Below are 14564 nucleotides of genomic sequence, written 5' to 3' on the forward strand. Positions count from 1 at the left end.
CTTCAGCCCTTGACGCCCGGCTGGCGAAAGGGGCACACAGGACGGGCATGGTGCTCGATGCGGTGCAAGCCGCCGGAGCATAATCGGGAATGGGGGTGGGCGGACAATTGCGCCGCCCAAAACCCCAGCCGCCCCCGCGACTGTAAGCGGTGAGGGGCTCCGATCAGCCACTGGGCCGCAAGGCTCGGGAAGGCCGGAGAACCCCAGTGAACCGCGAGCCAGGAGACCGGCCGTGCATGTTTTGTGGCCAAGGCCGTCGGGTGTGACGGCAGGAAGGAACTGAACCATGCATATCGAACCCGGAGTCGTATCGGGCGCCAAGCTCGTGTTGAGTTACGCAACCGGCATCGCCGTCGGCGGCGTTGCGTTGAAGCTCGCGGTCGAGACCGTGCGCGAGCAGGGCATTACGTCGTTCGCGGCGCGGACGCTCGCCACCACGGGCCTCGTGTTCGTCTTCTTCGAGATCCTGCCGCACTTCCCGGTCGGCGTGTCCGAGGTGCACTTCATCCTTGGCTCGACCCTGTTCCTGCTGTTCGGGGCAGCGCCGGCGGCCTTCGGCCTTGCGTTCGGCCTGCTGTTCCAGGGTGTGTTCTTCGAGCCGCCGGACCTGCCGCAATACGGCATGAACGTCACCACGCTGCTGGTGCCGCTGTTCGCGATCCAGGCGATCGCCACGCGTATCATTGCCCGCAACACCGCCTATGTCGATCTCAGGTATCGCCAGGCGCTGGCGCTGTCGACCACGTATCAGGCCGGCGTCATCGCGTGGGTCGCGTTCTGGGCGCTCTATGGTTCCGGCTTTGGCGCGACCAACCTCGTCAACATCGCGACCTTCGCGGCCTCCTACGCGCTCGTCATCGTGATCGAGCCGCTGGCCGATCTCGCCGTGCTGGCGCTGGCAAAATCGCTGCGCGGCGTCACCGCGCCCGGCCTCGTGACCCCGCGCCTGCACAACGCGGCCTAAGAGACAAGCGAAAGGGCGGCCGTGATGGCCGCCCTTCGCGAACGCGATGCTCACGCTCTCCCTGATAGGCATCGGTTGCGGTGATCCCGAGCAGCTCACGCACGCCGCGACCCGCGCCATTAACGCGGCCGATCTCGTCCTGATCCCGCGCAAGGGGAGGGCGAAATCCGATCTCGCCGATCTCAGGCGGACGATCTGCGCGGATGTGCTCACAAATCCAACGACGCGCATTGCCGAGTTCGACCTTCCCGTCCGCGACGCCGGTGAAGTGGACTATCGCAAGGGTGTGGACGATTGGCACGATGCGGTCGCCGCGACGTGGTCGCGGACAATCGCAAGCCATCTCGATGGTGACGGCAAGGTCGCGCTGCTGATCTGGGGCGATCCTTCGCTCTACGATTCCTCGCTGCGCATTGCGCGCCGGCTCGATCCCTTGCCTGATATCGAAGTCATCCCCGGTATCACGTCGATCCAGGCGCTGTGCGCGGCGCATGCGCTGCCGCTCAACGACATCGGCGAGCCCTTTCTGGTCACGACGGGACGGCGCTTGCGTGAAGGCGGCTGGCCGCAGGGCGTCGACACCGTGGTCGTGATGCTCGATGGCGGCACGGCGTTCCAGTCGCTCGATCCGGCCGGGCTCGACATCTGGTGGGGCGCCTATCTCGGCATGCCCGATCAGATCGTCATGTCCGGCGCGCTTGCCGAGGTAGGGCCGCGCATCGCCGCGCTGCGGCAGCAGGCGCGCGAGCGGCATGGCTGGATCATGGACAGCTACATTCTCAAGCGCAGGCCATAAGCGAGGCAGCATGCTCCCCGACTGGGTCACCCAAAAATGCCCCGAAATCTCCGCGGTCCATCGCGAGGCGGCGATCGCGCGGCAGGCGCAACTGACGAAGCCGACCGGCGCGCTCGGCCGGCTCGAGCAGCTCGCGATCGAGCTCGCGGGCCTGCAGGCGACCAAGCAGCCGCGCGCGGCACGCGTGCCGATCATCATTTTCGCCGGCGATCACGGCATCGTCGCGCAAGGCGTGTCGGCCTATCCGCAAGGAGTGACCATCGCGATGATGGCGAATTTTGCCTCCGGTGGCGCTGCGATCTCGGTGCTGGCGCGGGAGCTTGGTTCGAGCCTGGAGGTGGTTGACGCCGGCACGTTGGCGCCGGAGGCGGTAGCAGGCATCGTCATCGACAAGCCGCGCAGCGGCACACGCGATTTCAGTGTCGAGGCTGCGCTCGCACCGTCCGAGCTGGCCTTCGCCTTCGAAGCCGGTCAGCGCGCCGTCGCGCGCGCGGAAGCCAGCCAGCCCGATCTTCTGATCTTCGGCGAGATGGGCATCGGCAACACCACGACTTCGGCGGCGATCGCGGCGAGCCTGCTCGGCGTGAGCGCGGAAGAAATCGCCGGCAGCGGCACCGGTATCGATGCCGCCGGCCGTGCGCACAAGGCTCGCGTGATCGATGCCGCGATTGCGCGTCACGGCGTTGCGGGTGCGCCGCCCGAAAAAATCCTGTGCGCCGTTGGCGGCCTCGAGATCGCGGCCATCTGCGGCGCCATCATTGCGGCCGCGCAGCGCCGCATCCCTGTATTGATCGACGGCTTCATCGTGTCGGTCGCGGCGCTGACGGCCGTGCGGCTCAATCCGTCGTGCCAGCCGTTCCTGCTGCCCTCGCATCAATCGGCGGAGCAGGGGCATCGGCTGGTGCTCCGCGCGCTGAACGCGCAGCCGCTGATCAGCCTCGATCTCAGGCTCGGGGAGGGATCGGGCGCCGCCATCGCGCTGCCGCTGGTGCGGCTCGCCTGCAGCCTTCACAATGGCATGGCGACCTTCGCGCAGGCCAATGTGCCGGATCGCCCGGCCTGATCCGGCTCACGCCACGCGCTGATTGACCGACACGACGCGCCAGCCGGTCGCAAGCCGGTCGATCCGGGTCAGCGACAGCGGATCGATCACGAAGCGCAGGGCGGCTTGCGGCGTGAGATCCAGCGCGATGCACAGCGCGGCGCGGATCGTGCCGGAATGCACGACGAGCGTTGCGGGCCCAGCTTCGATCCGTGACAGCCCATGTCGGACGCGCGCGACCTGGTCCTCAAAGCTTTCACCTCCCGGTGGTCGCGCGTGCGCCGGATCGCCCCAGAATTGCGCGTAGGCATTGCCGCCCATTGCGGCGAGGTCGTCATGCCGCCGGCCGGTCCAATCGCCGAAATCCTGCTCGCTGAACTCGCCCACCAGCTCCGGGTCGAGCCTAAGTGCGCGCGCGGTCTCGACCGTGCGCCGCGACGGGCTGGCATAGCTCGCAGAGTCCTGCGGCAGGCGCTGCCGCAACGCTTCCAGTTGCGCGCGATCGCCGAGATCGGCGGGCGCGTCCGGCGCATGGATCGTCCCTTTGATGCCGTCGACGGGCGCATGACGGATCAGCCAGAGGAAGGTCTCGCCTTCCATGCTTCTCTCCAAGGAAGTTGGTCGCTGTGGCAATAACGCCGCAACTGGTACATTGACTCTGTCTCGATCGTAATCCTAGATGCTCGCGACGGTTTCCCCCGAGAGGGGATGAAAAGGGAATGCGGTGCGGGGATATTTCCCCAACGCCGCGGCTGCCCCCGCAACTGTAAGCGGATAATCCTTCGTCAGACGCCACTGGGTCCTCGGTCCCGGGAAGGCGACGAAGTGGTGTCGACCCGCGAGCCAGGAGACCTGCCGTCAGCCGTGGTCACACGCGAAGATGTCGGTCGGGGAGTACAGACATTCGGCTTCATCGGAGGGCTGACAAGCCCAGGGTGAGACCTCGTTCGCTGTGACGTGCCACTGACGTCATACCGAGGTCCCGCTGTGTCTTCTATTCGTCTTGGACGATCGCGCCGTTTCCTGCTTGCCTCCGCTGCTCTTACGTCGTTTACAGTCGCCGATCTGCCCGCCGCGCTGGCGCAGCAGGTCCGCGAACCGCTGCCCCCCGTCGAGGTGTCGCCCAACCAATCCCGCAAGCAAGCAAAGCCGGCCGGCCGGGACGCGCAGAGTGCGCGCCGCGCGACGCCGCGCAGGCCGGTGGCCGCATCGGCTGCGCCCAAGCCTGCCGTGCCGGCCGCGGCGGCGCCAACGCCGCTCAACAGCAACGCGGTCGCCGAGAGTGCCTCGCGTCTCGGCCTGACCGTGCGCGAGACGCCGGCGACCGTCGAGGTGATCTCGGCCGAGACCATGCGCGAGCAGGGCTATCGCACCGTGTCCGAGGTGGCCCAAGGTGCGGTCGGCGTGACATCCGGCGACGCGCCTGGGGAGCCGGCGGGCTTCTCGATGCGCGGTTTCACCAACAGCCAGATCAACACGCTCTACAATGGCATCAAGATCGGCCCGCAGAACATGACCTCGCGGATCATGGACACGGCCAATCTGGAGGCCGTGGAATTCCTCAAGGGCCCGGCCTCGCTGATCTCGGGCGAGGGCGCCGCCGGCGGCGCGATCAACTTCGTCACCAAGCAGCCGCACACCGGACCTATCCGCAACGAGGCGGACTTCTCGTACGACTCCCTGAACTCGTTCCGCGCGCATTACGGCTCGGGCGGCAGCACCAACGTCCAGGGGCTCGACTACCGCTTCGACATCAGTCGCTCCTCGCTCAACGGTTTTGTCGACGACACCAACACCAAGACGCTCGACGTGTCCGGCCAGCTCAACTACCGGGTCTCCGACAGCCTCAAGGTCTGGGGCGCGATCGAGTACCGTGAGGATCGCGGAAAGGCCTATTGGGGCGCGCCGCTGGTGCCGATTGCCTTCAGCAGCTCGCACGCGACGACAGGGATTGTCTCGGGCAACTACGTCTCGAACTTCAACAAAACCAATCTTGGAGCGGTCACGATCGACGACCGCACCTTCAACACCAACTACAACGTTCTCGACAACCGCAATGTCGCACAGGAAGTCTGGCTGCGCGGCGGGTTCGAGTTGAAACTCGCGCCCGACCTGACGCTGAAGAGCCAGGTCTATGGCTATGGTGCGGAACGGACGTGGTTCAACAACGAGGTCGAAGCGTTCAATTCGACCACCAACATGGTGGATCGTGAGCGCTTCTATGTCGCGCACAGCCAGCGCCTCGTCGGGAACATCACCGACCTGACCTGGGATGCGAATATCGCAGGTTTTGACAATCGCCTGGTCACGACGCTGTCCTCGAGCTATCTCGATTTTGTCAGGCCGGGCGCCGCCAATTTCCCCGGCGACTCCGTTTCGCTGGTCAATCCCGACCGCGGCTTTTACGGCCTGCTCACGACGCAGCAGCAGACCGCGCGCATCGACAATGAGGCGCTGTCGTTCGAGGACCGGCTGAAGCTGACGCGGACCTTCGCGCTGATCGGCGGCCTGCGCGTCGAGCATATCGGGCTCGACCGCAACTCGACCGACAAGAACGGACTGGAGAAGGCTGGCTTCCCGTTCACGAAGGACTGGGCGCCGGTGACGGGACGCATCGGCTACACCTGGGAGGCCGTGCCCGGCCTGACCTTCTTCAGCCAGTACGCGACCGGCGCTGATATCTCCGCCAACAACATCTTCCTGCTCGCGCCGATCCAGCCACTCGACCTGACGACCGCGCGCACCTATGAGACCGGCGTCAAGCATCTGTTCTGGGACAACCGGGCGGAGTGGTCGTTCTCGGCCTACGACATCCTGCGCAAGAACGTCTATGCGGCGGCCGGCGGGCAGGCGCTCAATATTGCGGGACGGCAGGAGTCGAAGGGTGTCGAGCTCGCCGCCTCGGTGCGTCCGATCGAACCTCTCCGGCTGTGGGGCAACATCGCCTATGTCGATGCGCGCTATGCCGACTACAATTTCGTCGGCGGCTCGTTCTCGGGCAACACGCCGCCGAACGTGCCGCGCATCGTCGCCAATGCAGGCGCTTCCTGGCGCTTCTTCACGTCGTGGCCGGTGGAGCTCGGCATCGTCGGCCGCCACGTCGGCGATCGCTACAACACCGACGCTAACACGGTGACGATGAACGCCTACACGGTCGGCGACGTCTACGCCTTCGTCGACATCCCCAAGACGGTCTTCAATGCCGTCGACCAGGCCCGCCTGACCTTCCGGGTGCGCAACTTCACCGACAAGCGCTACGCGATCTGGGGCGATCCGTTCTATCCCGACCAGATCCTCCTGGGCGCGCCGCGCACCTACGAGATCTCGGCGGCGTTCAAATGGTAGGGCGCTGAGCGCATGATGGGCGCGGTCGTCCTGCTGCATCGCTGGCTCGGGATCGCGTTCTGTCTGCTGTTCGCGATGTGGTTCGCGACCGGCATCGTGATGCATTTCGTTCCGTTTCCGTCATTGACGGAAGCGGAACGTTTTGCCGGCCTTGCGCCGGTTGAGCGCGTGCAGGCCACCATGGCGGTTGCCGATGCCGTGGCTGCGAGCGGGATCGCCGATCCTACGCGCGTGCGCCTGATCCAACGGAGCGACGGACCCGTCTACGTCGTGTCGGGGCCCTCGCGTTCGCGCGCGGTCCGCGCTTCCGACGGGCAGGATGCGTCGGTGTCGTCGCCCGAGGTCGCGCTCGCCATCGCGCAGGCGCATGCGCGCCAACGCGGGCTGGATGCCGCGCATGCGGCGATCGTTGCGCACGCAGACCACGATCAATGGAGCGTACCGAACGGCTTTGATCGCCACCGGCCGCTGTTTCGCGCGGCGCTTGGCGATGCCGCCGGAACGGAGATCTACGTCTCGTCCCGTACTGGCGAAATCGTCCTGGATACGACGCGGAGCGAGCGCGGCTGGAATCTCGTCGGCAGCGTGCTGCACTGGATCTACCCGACGGTTCTGAGAAGCAACTGGGTGCTGTGGGACGGCGTGGTCTGGACGCTATCGCTGCTGGCCCTGATCGCGGCGATGTTGGGGGCGGTGCTCGGGATCGCGCGGGTGAGGATGCAGGGACGCCAGATCTCCTCGCCCTATCGCGGCTGGCATGCTCTGCATCACATCGTCGGCCTGGCGGCAACGGCCTTCGTGCTGACCTGGATCTTCAGCGGCTGGCTTTCGATGGATCACGGCCGGCTGTTCTCGCGCGGGCAGTTGACCCCCGCGGAGGCTGGCGTGACGAACGCCTTGCCGGACTGGAAGACGGCCGCCTCGCTCGATGGGAAACCGGTATCGTCTTCAGCCCGCGAAGTCGAATGGCTTGGCTTTAACGGCATGGTCTATCGACGTGAACGGATTGGCCTCGACCAGCAGGTTTTGGTTCGGCTGAACGCCCGAGAGGCAGGCGTGTTCAGCGCGCAAGAGGTCGAGAGTTTGATGACGCGCCTTGCGGCCGGCTGTAGCGCGCCGTCCGTTCTTGCGGTCAATGACGACTATCCCGCGCAATCCATTGTCCCGGGGGCTCCCGTCTACCGTGCCCGCTGTGGCGACATCTGGTTTGACATCGACAGCGCCGACGGCAGCGTGCTGCAAAGGCTGGATGCATCGCGGCGGGCCTATCGCTGGTTCTATGGCGCGCTGCACACGCTCGACTTTCCGGTCCTGTTGGCGCATCCGCGTTTGCGCGATGTCCTGATCGTCGGCCTCTGCGCGCTCGGGCTTGTGTTCTCGATCACCGGAATTGTCATCGGGTGGCGGCGGCTGCGTCTGTCATTCGCCAGCTAGATGGGCGCGCGCGGCGCCCGATAAACAAAAAGTGCGAAAACAACCCCATGCACAGTAGCCGGTGATAATGGAATCAACGGCTTACGCACGTGTCGACGCGATTTGACCCGTCGGACAAAACAGGGGTATATTGCTATTATTCCGAAATCGTCGCTACGCCTGCAACAGCGCCTCAATCTGCCGGGCGGCGCGCAGCAGCGTGCGGTCCTGGCCGCGCCGGGCGATGATCTGGAGGCCGAACGGAAGCCCGCGGGAATCGGTCCCGCACGGAATCGAGATCGCCGGCAAGCGGGCGTGATTGACGAACGGCGTGAACACGGCATGCCCGCGCGGGCTCGCGGGGCGGCCGCCGATCATATCGGGCCCCAACTGGGTGAACGGCCATGCGACGCAAGGAACAGTCGGCATGAGCAGCAGGTCGACCTCGGTGAAGAACGCCGCGAAGGCATTGGCGATCGTGGCGCTTGCGATCAGCGCACCCGCAACGTCCGCGCCTGACCAGGCGAGCCCTCGCTCGATCTGCCTGGCGATGTCAGGATCGAAGACAGTCGGGTCCTTGCGGAAGGCGTCGCCATGGAGCGCGGCGAGGCCGGCATGCTGAAGCGGCATGAGGGCGTCTTCCGTCGCGCCGGCGGGCCAGACGGGATCGCGCTGCGTGATGCTGAGGCCTGCGGCGGAGAGACGCGCGATGGCGGACACCAGCCCGCCCGCGACGACATCATCGACCGCAACGTCGAGCCCAAGGCGTGGCGAGAACGCGATGCGGAGGCGCGCGATGTCATCGGGTTCTCGCGCGATGACGGCCGAATCCGGATCGCGCGGATCGACGCCGGCCATCGTCTCGAACGCCAGCGCGATATCGGCAACATCGGCGGCGATCGGCGCGATGACCGACAGGCCGAAGAACGGTTCGGCGAAGCCGGGCCCATAGGGGATCGCACCATAGGACGGCTTGAAGCCGGCGACGCCGACATGGGCCGGCGGCCTGCGGCTGGAGCCGCCCGCATCGGTGCCGATCGCAAGCGGCACGAGACCGGCTGCGACCGCCGTGGCAGGTCCGCCCGAAGAGCCGCCCGGCGTCAACGCGGGATCGAGGGGATGCCGCGTCGGGCCGAACAGCGGCGATGTGGTGACGCCCTTGCTGGCGAACTCGGATGTCGCGCCGATGCCGGCGACGACCGCGCCGGCATCGCGCAGCCGCTCGACCGCAATCGCATCCTGCGGCGCGATGAAATCGGCGAACAAGCGCGAGCCCTGCGTCACGCGCCAGCCACGGGTCCAGATGTTGTCCTTGACGACGATGGGCACGCCGGCAAGCCGCATTGTCTCGCCGGCACGCAGGCGCTCGTCGACCGCGGCGGCATCGGCCAGCGTGCGCGCGGGATCGATCGTGACCACCGCGTTCAACGCCTTGGCGGCCTCGATCCGCGCGAGCGCGGCCTTTGCGGTCTCGACGGCGTTCGTCCGTCCGGCCGCGACATCGGCCGCGATCTCGCGGGCGCTATGTGCTGGCTTTGTCATGGCCTCCCCAGATCAGCGCCACTGTGCCGCAGAGAGCGAGGCAGGCCAAGGCGAAGAACGCCGCGCCAAGGCCGGCCACACCGTCCAGGATCGACACCACGGCCGGCGCCGCCAGCAGGCCGGCATAGGACGCGGTCAGCACCGCGCCGGTGGTCTCGCCGATCCGGTCCTGCGGGGCGAGGCGGGCGATCTCGGCGATGAAGACGCCGTTCCAGCCCGATGCCGTCAGGCCGAACAGCGCCGCCACTGCGAACTGCCAGGTGCGGCTGAGCGATCCGCCGTCGAGGCCAAGCAGCGCAGCGCAGAGGGCCATGCCGAGGCCGATGACGATGAGCACGGCGCGGGAAGCGTCGAGGCGCATGGCGACGTAGCCCCAGCCGAGCCGGCCGATCAGACCGCCGGCCTGCGCGCAGGCGAGCGCCATACCGGCCTCGATATGGCTGAGGCCAAGCTCGCGCGTGCCGAGCGTGACGAAGACCGTGTTGAGCGACACCTGCATCGCGCTGAACGGCATCGAGGCCAGCGCCAGCATTGCGATGCGCCGGTCCGCGGTCACCAGCGCCAGCCGCGCGCGCAGATCGAGCTTTGGCGGCGGGACGATCTTGCCGGCATAGGCCGGCCGCAGCCACTCGAACAGCGCAATCGCGAGCAGCGCCAGGGCGGCAACGGCCGCATAGCACCAGGCGGGCCCGAACGCGATGGCGATTGCGGGCAGGGCCAGCGAGCCGCAGACCGCGCCGATCTGGTTGCCGGTCTGCCGCACCGAGAAGACGAAGGCGCGGCGCTCGGCGGTTACGAGCCGCGCCAGCAGCGCCGCGCTTGCGGGCGTCTCGGGCCCCATGGCGAGGCCGAGGCAGAGGCCTGCGGCCAGCAGGGCGGCGCTCGATCCGAGTGAAGCCAGCGCCATGCCGACGACGATGGCCGCCGCGCACAGGCTCGCGATCCGCAGCGAGCCGACCCGCGCGATGAAGCCGCCGCCCCAGAACGAGGCGGGGATGCCGACGGCGAACACCGCGCATGAGAACATCGAGAGCTGCCAGACCTCGATATGGGCGCGCGGCGCGACCACGCCGGGCGCGAACAAGGCGAGCGCGACCAGCGCCTGGAGCCAGGTCATCGCGCCCAGGGCTGGCAGCAGTGCTGGCCGAGCGGCAGCGTTTCCGACTATCATGGTGGCGCGCTCAGCGGAGGAACATGGTGGCAGGCGGTATTTCCATTCACGCGGTCGATGTGGCAAGCGGACGGCCCGCGCAGGGGCTGCGCGTCGAAATCTGGAGGATCGATCCCGACTCCTCGCGCATTGCCGACGGGCGGCTCGGCGCCAACGGCGTGCTCGATCACCCCGTCGCGCAAGGCGCCGGTGTGACGGCCGGCGAGTACGAGGTCCTGTTTCATCTCGGCGAGTTCTTTAGCGACAGCGGCGGTTTTCTCACGGTGACGCCGTTCCGCTTCCGCATCAAGGAGGTCGACGAGCATTTTCACCTGCCGCTGAAATTCACGCGCTGGGGTTATTCGCTGTTCCGCGGCGCCTGATCAGTTCGTCAGCCGTCGCGACAGGCCCGTGACGCGCTCCATGACGGCGACCAGCGCGACGGTCGCGATGATCAGCACGCCCGACAGCGCGGCGATGGTGACATCCAGCTTGCCTTCGAGATCCTGCCACATCCGGATCGGCAGCATGTCGGTGGCGGCATCGCGCAGGAACAGCGAGACCGGCACGTTGTCGAAGGACGACATGAAGGCGATGAAGGCGCCCGCGATGATGCCCGGCCGGATCAGCGGCAGCACGATCCGACGGAACGTATAGAGTCGGCTGGCGCCCAGCACCGCCGAGCTCTCCAGCAGGGTCGGCTCGAGCTGGGCGAGCGCTGCGATCGTGTTGCGCACCACATAGGGAACGCAGACGACGGTGTGGCCGATCACCAGCGTCAGCGGCGACACCGGCAGGCCGACCAGCGAGAACAGCATCAGGGCGGCAAGCCCGAAGGCCAGCGCCGGCAGGACCAGCGGCGACATGAAGAGGGAATCGAGCAGCCGTGCAGACAGCGTCCGCGAGCGCGAGATCGCAAGCGCTGCGGCGACGCCGAGGACGACGGACAGGCCCGTCGCCCACAGCGCGACGATGAGGCTGTTCTTGGCCGCGAAGTGCAGCTGCCAGGCATTCCACAGTTCGGCGTACCAGCGCAGCGAATAGCCCGGCGGCGGGAAGCGCAGCGAGAAGCCGCTGGTGAAGGAGACGATCAGCACCACCAGCGAGGGCGCGATGATGATGATCAGCGCGATCACCGCGATCACGGTCATGGCCAGCTCGAAGCTGATGGCCTCCAGGGTGCGCTTGCGACTGCTCATCACGCGCCTCCATAGCCGCGCGACATGCGGCCGAGCGTGGTGAAGACGGAGACGACCGCGAGCACGGCCAGCAGGAAGATGATTGAGATCGCGGATGCAAAGGGCCAGTTCTGCAGCGTCGAGGCCTGCTGATAGAGATACATCGGCATGAACAGCATCTGCCCGCCGCCGATCAGCGACTGGGTGATGAACGCCGTGATCGCCGCGGCATAGGTCAGCGTGCAGCCGGCGATCACGCCCGGCAAGGACAGCGGCAGCACGATCCTGAAGAAGGTGCGCCAGCTTCCGGCGCCGAGCGAGCAGGAGGCATCGTCGAGATTGGGATCGATGCGGCCGAGCGCGGTGATCAGCGGCAGCGTCATCAAGGGCATCTGCACCTGCGCCAGCGCGAGCACGACGCCGAACTGGGTGTAAAGCAGTTTTAGAGGGGTATCGATGATGCCGAGCGATTGCAGCGTCGCGTTGATGATGCCCTGGCGGCCGAGGATGACGATCCAGGCGAAGGTGCGTACCACGACGCTGGTCAGGAGCGGCAGCAGCACGATCAGGATGATGATGGTCTGAAGCCGCGGCCCGACCCGCTGGTAGAGCCAGGCAATGGGAAAGCCGAGCACGAGGCACACGGCCGTGACCTCGGCGCCCAGCAGCAGCGTCGAGCCGAGCACCCCCAGGCTGAAGGGATCGGTGAGGAAGTGCAGGTACTGGCCGAGCCCCCAATGGAGCCCGGCCGTGTCGTTGTGCAGCGAGAGCCAGAGCAGTTGCAGCAGCGGCGCCACGAAGAAGACCAGGAAGAACAGCGCCAGCGGCACTGCCAATCCCATCCCGTAGGTGGTCACGTCCCGTGATGCCGGTGCTGCACCCATCGTCAGGTCCTTAAGCTCTCTCAGATCTTGATCTCGCGGTTGAAACGCTCGATCCAGGCCGAGCGCTGCTCGTTGATCTTCTTCCAGTCCTGGAACACGAACTTCTGCTTCAGCTCGGCCGTGTCCTTGGCGAGCACGCGCGCGATCTCGCCGCCCATCGTCACCTTGGAGTTGGTGGGCACGATCAGGTAGGGTGGGTTCATCAGCGTGGTCTGCACCTCCGGCGTCAGCGCCGCCTCAATCAGCTTGAAGGCGAGCTCGCGGTTCGGCGAGTTCTTGACGATGTGGATCGTGGTCTTGAAGGCGATGGCGCCTTCCTTCGGGGCCACGAACTCGACCGGTACGCCGCGCGCTTTCAGGATCTGGATGGCGTTGAAATTGCCGGGCGAGATGTCGATCTGGCCCTGCTGGAACAGGGTGGCGAGCGCGCCGGGATTGGCAGCGACGGCCGCGAGATTGGGCTTCAGCTCTTCCAGCGCCTTGAACCCGGGATCGACATTGGCCTCCGAGCCGCCGCGCATCTTGGCGATCTCGACCAGCCATCCGGTGCCGAGCGTCGAGTTGAGGTTGGTGATGCCGACGCGGCCCTTGAATTCCGGCTTCCAGAGATCGGCCCAGGAGGTCGGCGGCGTCTTGACGGCTTCCGGATTGTAGGTGAGGCCGACGACCTGGAAGAACGGGGCGGGGCCCATCGGCTCCTGCGCCTCGGCGATCAGGTCCTTGTAAGAGGCGCTCTTCTCGACCGGATAGGGCTCGACAAGATCCTGGCCGATCGCGACGAGGGCGGGGCCGGGATCGTGCAGCATGACGTCGATCGGCGGATTGGCCTTGGCGGCATTGACCTTCGCGATCTGGTCGACCGAGAGCATGGGATCGAGCACCATCGCGGCGTCCGCGTTGGCTTTGCGGAAGGCCGGCACCAGCACGGCCTTGTGCGCTTCCTCCCAGCTTCCGGTGAAGGTCGCAAACACCAGCGGGCGGGCCTGGGCGAAGCTCAGGCCGGGAAACGCCTTCATGGCGCCGAGTGTGAGTGCGGTCGTCATCAGGCTTCGGCGGTTCATGATCATGTGGAACTCCCTCTGGACAAGGACTGGATCTAAAGCGTTGCGGGAAAGGCGTTGGCGAGCGACGGTGCGAGCGGTGCGAGGCGCACCGCGGCGCCGTTCTCCAGCGCGCGCGTCTCGCCGATGCGCGCCTGCGAGACCTTGACGCCGGAGCCGTCCGCGGTCGTGACCTCGTGCACGACGGTGGCGCCCAGCGGCAGCGACATGCCGACCACGCCGGCGAAGCCGGTTTCGCCGCCGACGAATTGCAGGTGCTCGGGCCGGATGCAGACGGTGACGCGGCCACCTTCGGCGAGCGCGCCGCCCGCGGGCCGTGCGATGATCTCCGCGCCGGCATCGAGACGCACCTTGGCGGCGGTGCGGTCCGCTGAGACCACGACGCCGGGCATGCGGTTGGTGGAGCCGACGAAGGTGTTGACGAACAGCGTCTGCGGACGGTCGTAGACGTCGGACGGCGATCCGAATTGCTCGAGCTTGCCATGGCTCAGCACGGCGACGCGGTCGGCCATCGACAGCGCCTCTTCCTGGTCGTGCGTCACGATCAGCGTGGTGATGCCGGAGACGCGTTGCAGCCGCTTGACCTCGATCTGCATGTCGAGCCGCAAATTCTTGTCGAGCGCGGCAAAGGGCTCGTCGAGCAGCAGGATCGACGGCTTGATCGCGAGCGCGCGGGCCAGCGCCACGCGCTGCTGCTGACCGCCCGAGAGTTGCCGCGGCAGCCGCTCGGCCATTGCAGGCAGTTGCACCAGCTCCAGCAGGCGCTGTGCCTCGCGCTGGCGCGTCGCCTTGTCGATGCCGCGCGCGGCGAGCCCGTAGGCGACGTTCTCGCTGATCGACAGGTGCGGAAACAGCGCATAGTTCTGGAACACGATACCGACCGCGCGGCGGTTCGGCGGCAGCGTATCGACGATGTCGTCGCCGATGATGATCCGCCCTTGCGTCTGCGCGATGAAGCCGGCGATGATCCGCAGCAGGGTGGTCTTGCCGCAGCCTGACGGGCCGAGCAGGGCGATGATCTCGCCGCCCTTGATGTCGAGGTTGATGTTCTCGACCGCGAGTGCGCCGCTCGGATAGCGGTGCGTGACGGCGTCGACGACGAGCGAACGTCCGCTTGGCGCATCAGCCATGGTGTTGCCTCCCGTTGGTCCAGAGGAGAAAGCAAGTCTCGTGCCCGAAGCGCTCGCCT

The 14564-nt window shown here is 66.8% G+C and carries 13 protein-coding genes and 2 riboswitches; of the genes, 6 read left to right on the forward strand and 7 right to left on the reverse strand.

The features are described 5' to 3' along the window. Positions 1 to 31 precede the first annotated feature (31 nt). Positions 32 to 249, forward strand: a riboswitch (cobalamin riboswitch). A gap of 37 nt (positions 250 to 286) precedes the next feature. From E4K65_RS02115 to cobT, 3 genes are read left to right on the forward strand one after another with little or no spacing between them, the layout of a single operon-like run. After that, complete coding sequence (locus tag E4K65_RS02115) at positions 287 to 964, forward strand: energy-coupling factor ABC transporter permease (protein ID WP_135172696.1); 678 nt, start codon at positions 287 to 289, stop codon at positions 962 to 964. A 46-nt stretch (positions 965 to 1010) separates the two neighbouring features. After that, the gene (gene cobF, locus E4K65_RS02120) at positions 1011 to 1760 is read left to right on the forward strand and encodes a precorrin-6A synthase (deacetylating) (RefSeq protein WP_135172697.1); all 750 of its coding nucleotides are present in this window, start codon (positions 1011 to 1013) and stop codon (positions 1758 to 1760) included. Positions 1761 to 1770: 10 nt separating this feature from the next. Continuing rightward, positions 1771 to 2823 (forward strand): nicotinate-nucleotide--dimethylbenzimidazole phosphoribosyltransferase, encoded by a 1053-nt coding sequence (gene cobT, locus E4K65_RS02125; protein ID WP_135172698.1) that lies wholly within the window; start codon positions 1771 to 1773, stop codon positions 2821 to 2823. A 6-nt stretch (positions 2824 to 2829) separates the two neighbouring features. On the opposite strand, the gene E4K65_RS02130 is transcribed toward cobT, so the two are convergent. Then, entirely contained in the window at positions 2830 to 3402 is a 573-nt protein-coding gene (locus tag E4K65_RS02130) for a histidine phosphatase family protein (protein WP_135172699.1), read from the reverse strand. 72 nt (positions 3403 to 3474) lie between these two features. Then, positions 3475 to 3676: riboswitch (cobalamin riboswitch) on the forward strand. A gap of 113 nt (positions 3677 to 3789) precedes the next feature. Between E4K65_RS02130 and E4K65_RS46880 the strand changes: the two genes are divergently transcribed. Continuing rightward, the gene (locus tag E4K65_RS46880; RefSeq protein ID WP_167770458.1) at positions 3790 to 6147 is read left to right on the forward strand and encodes a TonB-dependent receptor; all 2358 of its coding nucleotides are present in this window, start codon (positions 3790 to 3792) and stop codon (positions 6145 to 6147) included. A 12-nt stretch (positions 6148 to 6159) separates the two neighbouring features. Next, a complete protein-coding gene (locus E4K65_RS02145) occupies positions 6160 to 7581 on the forward strand; it encodes a PepSY domain-containing protein (protein ID WP_135172701.1) in 1422 nt (473 codons plus the stop codon). Positions 7582 to 7734: 153 nt separating this feature from the next. On the opposite strand, the gene E4K65_RS02150 is transcribed toward E4K65_RS02145, so the two are convergent. Then, positions 7735 to 9102 (reverse strand): amidase, encoded by a 1368-nt coding sequence (locus E4K65_RS02150; RefSeq protein WP_135172702.1) that lies wholly within the window; start codon positions 9100 to 9102, stop codon positions 7735 to 7737. Next, entirely contained in the window at positions 9083 to 10273 is a 1191-nt protein-coding gene (locus tag E4K65_RS02155; protein ID WP_135172703.1) for an MFS transporter, read from the reverse strand. The genes E4K65_RS02150 and E4K65_RS02155 overlap by 20 nt, the downstream gene beginning before the upstream one ends. 26 nt (positions 10274 to 10299) lie before the next feature. Here E4K65_RS02155 and E4K65_RS02160 point away from each other — a divergent pair, with 26 nt between their 5' ends. Continuing rightward, positions 10300 to 10635: a hydroxyisourate hydrolase gene (locus E4K65_RS02160; protein ID WP_167770459.1), complete on the forward strand. Its 336-nt coding sequence runs from the start codon at positions 10300 to 10302 to the stop codon at positions 10633 to 10635. Here E4K65_RS02160 and E4K65_RS02165 read toward each other — a convergent pair whose 3' ends face one another. From E4K65_RS02165 to E4K65_RS02180, 4 genes are read right to left on the reverse strand one after another with little or no spacing between them, the layout of a single operon-like run. Further along, positions 10636 to 11451, reverse strand: a complete 816-nt coding sequence (locus tag E4K65_RS02165) for an ABC transporter permease (protein ID WP_167770460.1) — start codon at positions 11449 to 11451, stop codon at positions 10636 to 10638. After that, positions 11451 to 12314: an ABC transporter permease gene (locus E4K65_RS02170; protein WP_135172706.1), complete on the reverse strand. Its 864-nt coding sequence runs from the start codon at positions 12312 to 12314 to the stop codon at positions 11451 to 11453. The genes E4K65_RS02165 and E4K65_RS02170 overlap by 1 nt, the downstream gene beginning before the upstream one ends. A gap of 20 nt (positions 12315 to 12334) precedes the next feature. Next, a complete protein-coding gene (locus tag E4K65_RS02175; protein WP_027548999.1) occupies positions 12335 to 13381 on the reverse strand; it encodes an ABC transporter substrate-binding protein in 1047 nt (348 codons plus the stop codon). 29 nt (positions 13382 to 13410) lie between these two features. Then, the gene (locus E4K65_RS02180) at positions 13411 to 14505 is read right to left on the reverse strand and encodes an ABC transporter ATP-binding protein (RefSeq protein ID WP_135172707.1); all 1095 of its coding nucleotides are present in this window, start codon (positions 14503 to 14505) and stop codon (positions 13411 to 13413) included. Positions 14506 to 14564 lie beyond the last annotated feature (59 nt).

Origin of the sequence: Bradyrhizobium niftali (assembly GCF_004571025.1) — a bacterium.
GTDB lineage: Bacteria > Pseudomonadota > Alphaproteobacteria > Rhizobiales > Xanthobacteraceae > Bradyrhizobium > Bradyrhizobium niftali.

Excerpts from the sequence above, each read along its gene's own strand:
- cobF (WP_135172697.1), top strand. The coding sequence starts at position 1,011 with ATGCTCACGCTCTCCCTGATAGGCATCGGTTGCGGTGATCCCGAGCAG.
- E4K65_RS02170 (WP_135172706.1), bottom strand. The coding sequence starts at position 12,314 with ATGGGTGCAGCACCGGCATCACGGGACGTGACCACCTACGGGATGGGA.
- E4K65_RS02165 (WP_167770460.1), bottom strand. The coding sequence starts at position 11,451 with ATGAGCAGTCGCAAGCGCACCCTGGAGGCCATCAGCTTCGAGCTGGCC.
- E4K65_RS02115 (WP_135172696.1), top strand. The coding sequence starts at position 287 with ATGCATATCGAACCCGGAGTCGTATCGGGCGCCAAGCTCGTGTTGAGT.
- E4K65_RS02150 (WP_135172702.1), bottom strand. The coding sequence starts at position 9,102 with ATGACAAAGCCAGCACATAGCGCCCGCGAGATCGCGGCCGATGTCGCG.
- E4K65_RS02130 (WP_135172699.1), bottom strand. The coding sequence starts at position 3,402 with ATGGAAGGCGAGACCTTCCTCTGGCTGATCCGTCATGCGCCCGTCGAC.
- E4K65_RS02145 (WP_135172701.1), top strand. The coding sequence starts at position 6,160 with ATGATGGGCGCGGTCGTCCTGCTGCATCGCTGGCTCGGGATCGCGTTC.
- cobT (WP_135172698.1), top strand. The coding sequence starts at position 1,771 with ATGCTCCCCGACTGGGTCACCCAAAAATGCCCCGAAATCTCCGCGGTC.
- E4K65_RS02180 (WP_135172707.1), bottom strand. The coding sequence starts at position 14,505 with ATGGCTGATGCGCCAAGCGGACGTTCGCTCGTCGTCGACGCCGTCACG.
- E4K65_RS02175 (WP_027548999.1), bottom strand. The coding sequence starts at position 13,381 with ATGATCATGAACCGCCGAAGCCTGATGACGACCGCACTCACACTCGGC.
- E4K65_RS02155 (WP_135172703.1), bottom strand. The coding sequence starts at position 10,273 with ATGATAGTCGGAAACGCTGCCGCTCGGCCAGCACTGCTGCCAGCCCTG.